At 35.1% G+C, this 12,687-nt stretch carries 9 protein-coding genes; all 9 read left to right on the top strand.

Translation table 11 applies throughout. The features are described 5' to 3' along the window. Positions 1-63 precede the first annotated feature (63 nt). The 9 genes from R2782_RS07950 (at position 64) to R2782_RS07910 (ending at position 12,675) form a co-directional block, all read left to right on the top strand. Positions 64-2,631: a T9SS type A sorting domain-containing protein gene (locus R2782_RS07950; RefSeq protein WP_371267711.1), complete on the top strand. Its 2,568-nt coding sequence runs from the start codon at positions 64-66 to the stop codon at positions 2,629-2,631. A 193-nt stretch (positions 2,632-2,824) separates the two neighbouring features. Then, on the top strand, positions 2,825-4,108 hold the full coding sequence (locus R2782_RS07945; protein WP_371267710.1) for a citrate synthase: 1,284 nt from the start codon (positions 2,825-2,827) through the stop codon (positions 4,106-4,108). A 152-nt stretch (positions 4,109-4,260) separates the two neighbouring features. After that, positions 4,261-5,178, top strand: a complete 918-nt coding sequence (locus R2782_RS07940; RefSeq protein ID WP_371267709.1) for a dimethylarginine dimethylaminohydrolase family protein — start codon at positions 4,261-4,263, stop codon at positions 5,176-5,178. Between the two features lie 409 nt (positions 5,179-5,587). Next, positions 5,588-6,523 (top strand): citrulline utilization hydrolase CtlX, encoded by a 936-nt coding sequence (ctlX, locus tag R2782_RS07935; RefSeq protein WP_371267708.1) that lies wholly within the window; start codon positions 5,588-5,590, stop codon positions 6,521-6,523. A 175-nt stretch (positions 6,524-6,698) separates the two neighbouring features. Then, complete coding sequence (locus tag R2782_RS07930; protein WP_371267707.1) at positions 6,699-8,810, top strand: TonB-dependent receptor plug domain-containing protein; 2,112 nt, start codon at positions 6,699-6,701, stop codon at positions 8,808-8,810. A 15-nt stretch (positions 8,811-8,825) separates the two neighbouring features. Then, positions 8,826-9,908, top strand: a complete 1,083-nt coding sequence (locus R2782_RS07925) for an HmuY family protein (RefSeq protein ID WP_371267706.1) — start codon at positions 8,826-8,828, stop codon at positions 9,906-9,908. Between the two features lie 136 nt (positions 9,909-10,044). Then, a complete protein-coding gene (locus R2782_RS07920; RefSeq protein ID WP_371267705.1) occupies positions 10,045-10,878 on the top strand; it encodes a hemin ABC transporter substrate-binding protein in 834 nt (277 codons plus the stop codon). Next, positions 10,868-11,902, top strand: coding sequence for a FecCD family ABC transporter permease (locus R2782_RS07915; protein ID WP_371267704.1), 1,035 nt, complete (start codon positions 10,868-10,870; stop codon positions 11,900-11,902). Before R2782_RS07920 ends, R2782_RS07915 begins: the two co-directional genes overlap by 11 nt. Further along, on the top strand, positions 11,899-12,675 hold the full coding sequence (locus R2782_RS07910) for a heme ABC transporter ATP-binding protein (protein ID WP_371267703.1): 777 nt from the start codon (positions 11,899-11,901) through the stop codon (positions 12,673-12,675). Before R2782_RS07915 ends, R2782_RS07910 begins: the two co-directional genes overlap by 4 nt. The last annotated feature ends 12 nt before the right edge of the window (positions 12,676-12,687 follow it).

Raw genomic sequence — 12,687 nt, 5'->3', positions numbered from 1 at the left:
GAATACTCATTACCACATTATCGAACTAAAAAATGATATTATTTTTAAAAAAAATAAATTACTATGAAAAAGATTTTACTATTATTTATTTTATTTTCAGGCACATTATATGCTCAACCACCAATTGCTCAACCGGATGATTTGGTTGTTTGTGATCAGAATGGAGATGGTGTAGAGATATTTGATCTGACATTTACTTTATTTCAGTTGTATAATGGTTTAGACCCAGCTTTATATACAGAAGGTTTTTACACTTCTTTAGAAGATGCTCAAAATGAAGTCAATCAAATAACACAACCAACTGCTTATATTAACATTTCAAACCCTCAAACCATTTATGTGCGAGTTTTTGAAAATGCCAATCCGTCAAACTTTGAGATTACTGAGTTTGATTTGATTGTGAATCCACTATTGAATATAATACAACCTGATGATTTGATTGTATATGAATCTCCATTTGATGAAACGGCTGTTTTTGATTTATCAACACAAACAGCCATTTTAATTAATGGACTTTCTTCAGCAGTTGTGACTTATTTTACTACAGCAGTTGATGCCTATTCAGGAACAAATATGATTTTTAATAGTAGTACATTTTCTAATACAAGTAATCCTCAAACGATTTATTGTAGAGTAGAAGATGCTTTAACAGGTTGTTATTCAGTCACTAATTTTGATTTAATCGTAATGGATGCCGATATAGTATATATTCCGGATGTTAATTTTAAAGCAAAACTTTTACAAGCAAACACCTCAAATGGCATTGCAAAAGACATGAATGGTGCAAATATTATAATTGACATCAATGCTGATAACGAAATTCAAGTAACGGAAGCATTGGGTGTTTTCCAGTTGAATGTTTTTAATTCCGCCATAGTTTCGATGGAGGGGATTGCTAGTTTTTCTAATTTACAACAATTAGGATGCTCCAATAATTCAATCACAGAAATTGATATCTCTACATTGCAAAATTTAACCGTTATTTCAGCACACAACAATCCTTTGGTGACATTAGATTGCAACAATAATAGTAACATAGAATATATAGGAATTCAATCTTCAACTTTACAATATTTATTAATTAAAAATGGAGTAGATGAAAATTTAACAATGGATAGTGGCAGTTGGTGGGAGCTTTTTTGTTGTAATCCAAGTTTACAATATGTTTGTTGTGATGAAAGTCAGTTAAGCAGTGTTATAGGAATGATTCAACAATTTAATTTGGTAAATTGTGAGGTAAATACCTATTGCAATTTTACACCCGGTGGAAATTATAACACCATAACGGGCAACGTTCATTATGATACCAACAATAATGGCTGTGATGAATCTGATATTTCAGTACCCTTTTTCAGGTTAATGATTGATTTGAATGCTGTGTCTACCAATTCATCTGTTTTTACTAATTCATCAGGAACCTATACTTTTTACACCACCAATGAAGGCACTTATTCTTTCAATCCAAGTATTGAAAATCCTTCTTACTTCACCGTTTCACCCGAACCGGGGTTGGGTATTATTGAAGAAATTGATAACACCACAACCACTCTCGATTTTTGTATTGCTGCTAACGGCGTTCATCCCGACTTAGAAATTGTTGTCGCACCGGTAGTTCCGGCAAGACCCGGTTTTGAAGCTAAGTACCTAATTGTTTACAAAAACAAAGGCAATCAAGTACTTTCCCAGCAATATGGAGTAAACTTTGTTTATAATCAGAATCTAATGCAATTTCTTTCCGCCTCTACTCCTCCGTCTGCTCAGGGAGCCGGCGGTTTGCAATGGGATTATGAAGATTTGATGCCTTTTGAATCAAGAAGTATTGTGGTTATCATGCTGATTAATCCACCAACTGATCCTGAAAATCCTGTAAATATTGGTGATGAATTAGTTTTTACGTCAGTTATTCTCCCACAAGACGGTGATGAAATGGTGCAAGACAATACTTTCGTATTCAACCAAACCGTAGTTGGCTCATACGACCCAAACGATATAACCTGTTTGCAAGGCGATGTGGTTCCACCCTCACAAATTGGTAATTATTTGCATTATCTAATTCGTTTTGAAAATACCGGTAACGCTCCGGCTGAAAATGTAGTGGTGAAAGTAGATATTGACCCCAATCAATTTGATACTAATTCCTTGCAAATGTTAGCTACATCGAATGATGCAAACATTCGAATGACCGGAAATAGAATTGAATTTATCTTTGAAAATATTCAATTGGATTCCGGTGGACATGGTAATATCTTATTGAAAATGAAAACCAATGAAGCATTGCAGACTGGCGATTATGTTGAAAAAAGAGCCAATATCTATTTTGATTATAATTTCCCCATCGAAACCAATGAAGCAGAAACATTATTTGAAGCATTGCGTGTTGCGAATCCGGTTTTAGATAATTTGATATCCATCTATCCAAATCCGACTAATGACATTGTCAACATTACAATCAAAGATAATTCAATCCTCAAAACTATTGAATTATATGATGTTCAAGGGAGATTATTGCAAACGCAATTGGTGAATAACGTAAATTCAGAATTAAATCTATCTGAAAGAGCCAACGGCATGTATTTTATCAAAATAAATACCGATAAAGGAAGTAAAGTAGAGAAATTAATTAAAGAATAAGTGGTTTAAATTAATTTTAGTTAGAAAACTCACCTCTTTTCGGGTGAGTTTTTTATTTTAATCGATATATAGAAACTTAGCAATATTTATACTAATTTTAACGAAAACGTTTCGAATAAAATTTTAACAATCCTACTTTATTTTGTAATTTCGCAACAAATAAAATTTTTACCTATTAATTTTTTATAAAATCATGTCAAAAACAGCTATATTAAAATTCGAAGGCAAAGAATATGAGTTTCCTGTGATTGTAGGAAGTGAGAATGAAGCCGCCATCGATATCGATCAATTACGTGCCTTAACCGGAGCAATAACCATAGATCCGGGTTACAAAAATTCAGGTTCTTGCAAAAGTGAAATTACTTTTTTAGATGGCGAGGAAGGTATTCTTCGTTACCGAGGCTATTCTATTGAAGATTTAGCTGAAAAAGCCGATTTTTTAGAAGTATCTTATTTATTGATTTTTGGCGATTTACCAACACGAGCTCAATTAGACAAGTTTGAAAACGACATTCGCAAATATACTTTGGTGCACGAAGAGATGAAAAACATCATCGATGGGTTTCCAAAAACAGCTCATCCAATGGGTGTGTTGGCTTCGTTAACCAGTGCGTTGACTGCATTTAACCCAAAATCGGTTAATCCACACAACGAAAAAGAAATGTATGAAGCCGTTTGCAAAACCATGGCAAAGTTCTTGGTGATTGCCACTTGGACGTACAGAAAATCTATGGGCTATCCATTAAACTATTATGATAATACAAAAGGCTATGTGCAAAACTTTATGCATTTAATGTATGAATTGCCAACCGGACCTTATAAAATTGACCCAATAGTTGTGAATGCGTTGGATAAATTATTTATCCTTCATGCCGACCATGAACAAAATTGTTCTACTTCAACTGTAAGAATCGTTGGTTCTTCTCATGCCGGTTTGTTTGCATCTATTTCTGCCGGAGTTTCTGCTCTTTGGGGACCATTACATGGTGGTGCTAATCAAGCCGTATTGGAAATGTTAGAAGAAATTCATAAAAACGGCGGCGATGTAGATAAATATGTATTAAAAGCAAAAGACAAAGACGATGCATTCCGGTTGATGGGCTTTGGTCACAGAGTTTATAAAAACTTTGACCCAAGAGCAAAAATCATTAAAAAAGCAGCAGATGATGTGTTATCAGCTTTAGGGATTGATGACCCATTGTTAGATATTGCTAAAAAATTAGAAAAAGTGGCGTTGGAAGATGAATACTTCAAATCAAGAAACTTATATCCAAACGTCGATTTCTATTCCGGAATCATCTACCGTGCTTTAGGTATTCCAACCGAAATGTTTACAGTAATGTTTGCCATCGGTCGTTTACCCGGCTGGATTGCTCAATGGAAAGAAATGCGTGTAAACAAAGAACCAATCGGAAGACCAAGACAAGTGTATGTAGGTTCTCCGTTGCGGGATTTTGTACCGGTTGAGAAGAGATAATTTTAAAAATAAATACATTTAAAGCCTTCCTATGTGGAAGGCTTTCTTATTTATCAAATCTTTGATTTGACGCTGTTAAAATTATTAATCCCACAATATATATTGCTTTTGAAACCCTTTTTTTATCTTTGTCGAAAGACTAAAGCAAGTATATGCTACCATTAAACATTCAAAACGAAACTTCCCGATTGAGGGCTGTAGTGTTAGGAACAGCCGTAAATAACGGTCCAACACCCACCGCAGAAGAAGCCTATGACCCAAAATCACTCGAACATATTTTAGCCGGGACTTATCCCGTTGAAGCCGACATGGTCAACGAAATGGAAGCGTTCAATCAAGTGTTTAAAAAGTATGATGTGGAAGTGTTTCGGCCGGATATTATTCCTAATTATAACCAAATTTTTAGTCGCGATATTGGTTTTGTAATTGAGGATATTTTTATTAAAGCCAACATTTTACCGGACAGAGAAAAAGAATTAGATGCCATTCAATACGTCATTGACCACATCGACCCAAAAAAAGTCGTTCGCCCACCGGAGGAAGTACACATTGAAGGCGGCGATGTCATGTTGTGGAACGATTATATTTTCATCGGCACTTACAAAGGTTCCGATTACAAAGATTACATTACGGCCCGTACCAATATGCAAGGGGTCGAATACATCAAACAACTATTTCCACACAAAAAAGTAAAAGAATTTGATTTGGTAAAATCCAAATTAGAAGCGAGAGACAATGCCTTGCATTTGGATTGTTGCTTTCAACCCGTTGGTACCAATAAAGGAATAATCTATAAAAGCGGTTTCCGAGAAGAAGCGGATTATGTGTTTTTAGTGAATCTTTTCGGAAAAGAAAATTTGTTTCACATCACCCGAGACGAAATGTATCACATGAATTCTAATGTGTTTTCCATCGCACCCGATGTAGTAGTTTCTGAAAAGAATTTTACCCGCTTAAACCATTGGCTTCGTGAAAACGGCTTCACCGTAGAAGAAATTCCATACGCAGAAATTGCTAAGCAAGAAGGACTTTTAAGATGTTCGACTTTGCCTTTGGTAAGGGATAAATAGTTCAACGTTCTTCATTCGTTAATCTAAATTCAAAATTCAAACGTACATATTTGATAACAACCAACCGATGAATGTAGAAAAACGAATAATGAAGTATTAATCTATTACAAAATGAATTTAACTTTAGTGACAGCTATACAATTCAACATTCAATATTCGTTGGTCGAAATTCAAAATTCAAACGTACATATTTGATAACAACGAACCGATGAATGTAGAAAAACGAATAATGAAGTATTAACCTATTACAAAATGAATTTAACTTTAGTGACAGCTATACAATTCAACATTCAATATTCGTTGGTCGAAATTCAAAATTCAAACGTACATATTTGATAACAACCAACCGATGAATATAGAATGTCGAATGATGAACGATTTATCCATCATCCATTAAAAAAAAAAAACGATGAACCAAACCACCAATTCCATCCTCATGATTCGTCCTGTTGCGTTCCGTATGAACGAGCAAACGGCCGTGAATAATTATTACCAAAAAGTATTAGAAAATACGACTCCTTCAACTGTAAATGCCAAAGCTCAAAATGAGTTTGATGCATTTGTTGAGAAGCTTCGCAAAGTAGGCGTAAACGTGATTGTGGTAGAAGATACGCTTGATCCTGACACGCCCGACAGTATTTTTCCCAACAATTGGATTTCCTTTCATGAGAATGGCGATGTGACCTTGTATCCAATGTTTGCTGAAAACAGAAGAGCAGAACGTAGGGAAGATATTTTGGATATTTTGGAAGACAAAGGATTTGTTATCAATGAAATCATGGATTATACTTCTGCCGAAGAAGACGGTTTCTTTTTAGAAGGCACAGGCAGTATTGTCTTAGACCGTGATAACGGAAAAGCCTATTGTGCTCTTTCACCTCGTGCGGATGAAGAATTGTTTATCGAGTTTTGTGAAGATTTTGATTTGGCTCCGGTGATATTTGAAGCCTATCAAACCGTGAACGGGGAACGCAAACACATGTACCATACCAATGTGATGATGTGTATTGCCGAAACGTTTGCCGTAGTTTGTGCAGATTGCATTGACGATAAACAAGAACGCAAAATGGTGTTAGATAATCTAAAAGCAGATGGAAAAGACATCATTTTAGTAACCGAAGACCAAGTAAATAACTTTGCCGGAAACATGCTGCAGGTCAAAGGAAAAGAGGATAAACGTTATTTGGTGATGAGCAATTCGGCTCACCAAAGTTTAACAAAAGCCCAGATTCATAAAATAGAACAACATTGCGAAATCTTACACGCCAATTTGGATACCATTGAAGCCTGCGGGGGCGGAAGTGCCCGATGTATGATGGCTGAAGTGTTTTTGCCTCAGGACTAATATTTTTTAAACGATATCTTAAATCCAAATCAATACCGATTTGGATTTTTTATTTTTTTAATAATCTTATATTCAGTTAATTATAAATTTTAACATTTTTATTCTTTCTTTTATTTAGAATAAATAAAAATAAGACAATATATTTGCTTATGTTTATTTAGAAAGATTCTTAATAATGAGCCGATATATTTTTCTCTTATTTCTTTTTTATTCAGTAAGTAACATAAATGCCCAAACAATCGATTCGACTCAAACAATTGATTTAAAAGATGTGGTGGTTACAGGTCAAGTTGAACCGCAATCGCTAAAAAAATCAGTACATAATGTTCGGGTTATCACCAATCAAGATATAAAAAACTTGGCGGCTAATAATTTAGGCGATGTACTCAATCAATATTTAAACATTACGGTTAGACCAAGCAGCAACTCAGGAAGATCAACAGTATCAATGTTTGGATTAGATGCACAATATTTTAAAATTTTAGTAGATAATATTCCGCTAGTCAACGAAGCCGGTTTCGGTAACAATGTCGATTTATCACAAATTAACTTAAATGATATTGAACGGATTGAAATTATCGAGGGTTCAATCGGCGTAACGCATGGAGCCAACGCTGTTTCCGGAATTTTAAATATAATCACCAAAAAAAGCAATACAAATAAATGGGCAATCAGCACAACCTTGCAAGAAGAAACAATTGGCGACGAATACGAATGGTTTGACAAGGGAAGACACATTCAAAACCTAAAAGTTTCACACAATATTTCAGATAAATGGTTTGCTTCATTGGGTGCGAACAGAAATGACTTTCAGGGATTTTTGGGTGATTTAAAAGGAAAAAACCATGCCGTAAATAACGGATTAAGAGGTTATAGATGGCTTCCTAAAGAGCAATGGAACGCTTCGGCTTTACTCCATTACAAGAAAAATTTTTTTCAGGCTTTCTACAAATTTGAATATTTAAACGAACAGATTGACTATTATAATAATGTAGTGCAATCGGGTTTCAGCAACCAATTGGGAGCCTACAAATACGGTGATGACATTCGTTATTTTACGAATCGGTTTTACCATCATTTGAATGCGGTAGGGAAATTATTATCCAAAATAAATTATAATATTTCACTATCGCATCAATTACAAGAAAGATTATTTGAAGAATTCAGGTATACTATTTCTAACCAAACTGAATCGAATAACAATAAGTTTAAAGACCAATCTACAAAAGTGATCTATTCAACCGGAAACTTCAGTAATTTTTTTAAACATAAAAAAGTAGATTTTCAGTTAGGATATGAAATGGCATTGAATAATGGGTTTTCATTATTGGTAGGAGAAAATAACAGTACAAAGACAATTCGTGAGCGAATTGATAATTACGATGTTTTTGCAGTTGCGGAAATCAAACTTACCGAAAATTTTTCTTTTCGACCGGGAGCTCGTTATTCGTTTCAATCCAAATTCGACAATCAGTATGCACTTTCTTTGGGAGCCAGACAATTGTTTAAGAATGATTTTGAAATAAGGGCTTCTGTGGGGAAATCATTTCGGACACCCTCTTTTGAAGAGTTGTTTACCGAATTGATTTTCTCAGGACATTATTTTGTGGGAAATGAAAATTTAATTCCGGAAAGGAGTACTTCTTATGAAGCAAGTATAAAAAAGCGATTTTACATTGGTTCGGATGCAGCAGTTGCCACTAACCTTATCGCCAGCTTTATGGATATTAAAGACAGAATTGATATGGCTTTAATTGGTTTTGATGAAACGAACAATAATCCAATGTATCAATATATCAACATCAACAAATACAATATGTGGAATGTTTCCACGAATAATCAATTGGAATACAACCAATGGCGATTCAATTTAGGAGCTTCTTTCGTGGGTATTTCAAGATTTATTGACAATGGAGAATTTCAATCTGACGACAAATACCTTTACTCATTCAACCTGAATAGCAGTGTTTCGTACAACATTGAAAAATGGAATACCATCGCTTCTATCTATTACAAATTTACCGGGAAAACTCAACAATTTGTTGAGGATCAGCAAGGATATGCTTTGTCTGATATTGAATCGTATAATTGGTTGGATGCATCCATTCAAAAGAATTTTTTCAAGGACAAATTAGAACTAACCATGGGAGCACGGAATTTATTCAACATCACTGATATCAATCAAACGAATTTAAATCAAGGGGGCGGACATTCGGTTTCCTCTCAAATTTTACTGGCTTACGGAACCAGTTATTTTACTAAACTAACATATAACCTCAATTTTTAATATAAATCAATTACCATGAAAAAAGGATTTTTTATTTTATCACTCAGTATTTTAGCACTTGCATCTTGTTCAAGCGATGACGATGGAGCACCTTATGTTCCCCCGGTTTCAGAGGCCGTAGTGGAAGCTTCCACAGGAGGGCCAAACCAACAAAACCAATTGTATGTCGATTTAAGTACATCTACCAAAACACCTATTGCAAGAGAATCATGGGATTTGGGTTTTTCTTCCGGGGCAGCTTTTAGAGTAGCTATAAACGGTTCGTTGAAAATGGCTGTAAAACAGTTGAATACAACCAATATCGATGAGGTACAAACGGAAGATGCTTCTGTTTCTGTTGGTTTTTCAACCTTGGCTTCATTAGGATATGTAGACAATCCGACCGGAATTTTAGAAGGCTCGGGAGCCGGAATAGGAACAGCCATTGCCGAAATTGCTGCGAATGATGCAGACAATAAGGTGTATTTAGTGAACTTAGGTTTTAAAGCCGGAACAACTACACCAAACCTAGGTGCAGTAGCTACTGATGGCGACCCTAGAGGTTGGAAAAAAATCAGAATTACAAGAAGTGGTAATAATTATGTGTTGCAATATGCCGATCTAGATGCAATAACTCATACTACCGTAACCATTTCTAAAAATGCAGCCTATCATTTTACTTTTTTCAGTTTAGTTAGTGGTCAAGAAGTTACTGCTCAACCTGAAAAAAACAAGTGGGATTTAAATTTTACCACTTTTACAAACTATTTTCCGTATTCGGGTGCAGATGTAACCTATGGATACGCGGATTTTATTACAACCAATGTAAATGGAGGAACAACTGCCTATGAGGTTTTAATAGCTGACATTACTTTTGAGGCATTTACTTTAACAAGTGTGGAAGAATCTTTATTCATTACTTCTGCTTCAGATCAGCGAGTAATTGGTTCCAATTGGCGTTCAGGTGGCGGACCATCTTCATTGCCTAGTATTAGAGACGACCGCTTTTATGTGTTAAAAGATGTGGATGGAAACATTTATAAGCTACGCTTTTTAGCATTAACCAATGATTCCGGAGAAAGAGGTTTCCCTATTTTTGAATATGAAATATTGAACTAATTCTTGACTGAGTTTTTGTTTGTATGGATAATCGGGCTGGTCAAAAGGCTCGGTTTTCTTAACAAAAATTGAAAGTAGCATACTTTCTATACACTTACCTGACGGTCTTCAAAAATAATTTTACCTCTTTAACGCAATGAAAAATACAATTTTATTTCTTTTTACCTTGATTGGAATAGTCGCTTTTTCACATGAAAAGAAAACTAATCAATTGCGAATTATTTCCCTTAACGGAGCTATTACAGAAATAGTTTGTGCTCTCGGACACCTAGACAAAATTGTGGCTACCGATGTAACCAGCACCTTTCCAACTACGTTAAAAGTGAAAGAGTTAGGTCATGTACGAACACTTTCGATGGAGTCAATTATGGTTTTAAAACCCAACTTGATTTTGGCGACAGAAAAAGATATGAACCCCGATTTAGCTGCCAAATTAAAAGCTTCCGGTGTAAAAACGCATATTTTTAAACAGGAATTTTCGATTCAAGGAACTAAAAGCTTAATTCACGAAGTGGCGACTGTTTTAGGAGAAAAAAACTTTACTGCTTTGCAATCGACTATCGATAAAAAAGTAAAAACGGCAAAAGCAATTCCGACCAAACCAAAAGTACTATTTGTTTATGCTCGTGGTACCGGAACATTGATGGTGTCTGGAAAAAACACTCCGGTAGATAAAATGATTGCCTTAGCCGGAGGACAAAATGCGGTGACCGGATTTGATGATTTTAAACCCTTAACACCCGAAGCTTTATTGACCAATAATCCCGATTATATTCTCTTTTTTGAATCTGGTTTACAGAGTTTAGGAGGAGTAGAAGGAGCATTAAAAATTGAAGGTTTAGCCAAAACAAAAGCCGGAAAAAATAAAAATATCATTGCCATGGACGGAGCTTTACTTTCCGGTTTCGGACCAAGAGTGGGCGAAGGCGTAATAGAACTTAATCAATTAATTTCAGGAAATGCCAAATAAACTTCCCGCATACCTTCTTTTAAGTATATTGTTGCTGTGTGTAATCGCAACAATATCCTTATTTGTAGGTGTGTATGAATTTGAAACGGATGTTTTTTCCATCCTGAAAAGTTTTATCATTTCTTCTACAGAAGTTTCAGAAGCCGATCAGTATATTTTATTTGATTTACGCTTACCGCGAATTGTCATGGGTATTCTTATCGGTAGTATGTTATCCGTGTCAGGAACCTGCATGCAAGGAATGTTTAAAAACCCACTGGCAACTCCCGATTTAATGGGAATTACTTCCGGAGCTACTTTATTCGCTGCAACTTCCATTGTTTTGGGTGGCGTGTTAAAAACCTTTATTCCGGAAAGTTTACATTTTTATTTATTGAGTTTGATGGCCTTTTTAGGTTCTTTACTTACCATGTTGATTGTGTACAAAATTGCCACCGTCAACGGAAAAACAAACGTCGTTATGATGTTGCTTACGGGAGTAGCCATCACAGCCATCGGATTTGCTTGTACCGGATTCTTAATTTACATTTCTAAAGAAGAAGAATTACGTGATCTTACTTTTTGGAATCTTGGAAGTTTAGCTAATGCAAGTTGGTTAAAAAATGTGATATTATTTGGAGTCTTATTAATATCCTATTTCTTTATACTTGGAAAAGGTAAATCGCTAAATGCATTATTGTTGGGCGAAAATGATGCCAAGCACTTAGGCGTTCCTGTAGAAAAAATCAAAAAACAAATCGTTGTTTTTACTGCTTTAATGGTGGGAACAACGGTAGCTTTTTCAGGGACAATTGGTTTTGTGGGACTAGTCATTCCTTATATCTTGCGGTTAGTTTTCAAGTCCAATTATCAGTTGATTTTACCATTATCAGCCGTTTTTGGAAGTATTTTATTAGTCGTTGCAGACACCATTAGTAGAACCATTGTGGCTCCATCAGAAATTCCAATCGGTATTTTAACAGCAATGCTGGGAGCTCCGGTTTTCATTCTTATTTTAATCAAAAATAAAAGATCGATTTCATGATAGTAGCTCATAAAATATCGTATGCTCACAAAAAGGTGGCTATTCTTCAAAATATTGATGTAGCTATCAATTACGGTGAATTGGTTGTGATTGTAGGGCCAAACGGGGCGGGGAAATCAACTTTATTGTCAATGTTGTCCAACGAGATGAGCGACAATGAAGAACCAATTTTTTTTAAAAAGAAAACATTTGAAGAATGGGATATCCAACAATTACCTTTGCATAAAGCTAAGTTTTCCCAACAATATAGTAATGACATTCCTCTAACAGTAGAAGAAGTTGTTTTGATGGGAAGGTATCCTTACTTTGATTCCGTTCCAACCAAAGCAGATAACACTGCAGTTGAAAAAGCGATGAAGGAAACCGATGTGATTCCTTTCGCTAAAAGAAATTATAACACCCTTTCGGGTGGAGAAAAACAACGCGTACATTTAGCACGTGTACTCACGCAATTAGATAACGATATTGCTCATAAATTGCTGTTTTTAGATGAGCCACTCAACAATTTAGATGTATTACACCAACACATTGTACTGAAATCTATTCGCAAATTCACGCAAAAAGGGAACACAGCCATAGTGGTACTCCATGATTTGAATTTAGCAGCACAATTTGCCACTCACATCATTATGATGAAAAAAGGAAAAGTTTTTTGTCAAGGAAAGCCGGCCGACGTTTTTACAGGAGAAAATATTAGTCAGGTGTATAATTTTCCATGTACAATTTGCACCAATCCTATCAATCAAAATCCGTTAATTTTATTTGGAACTTAATACAATCATACA

The organism is Flavobacterium sp., assembly GCF_041392085.1.
In the GTDB taxonomy this organism is placed as follows: domain Bacteria; phylum Bacteroidota; class Bacteroidia; order Flavobacteriales; family Flavobacteriaceae; genus Flavobacterium.
Note: the sequence above shows the minus strand (reverse complement) of the source record. Positions and strands in the feature narration are given on the sequence as shown.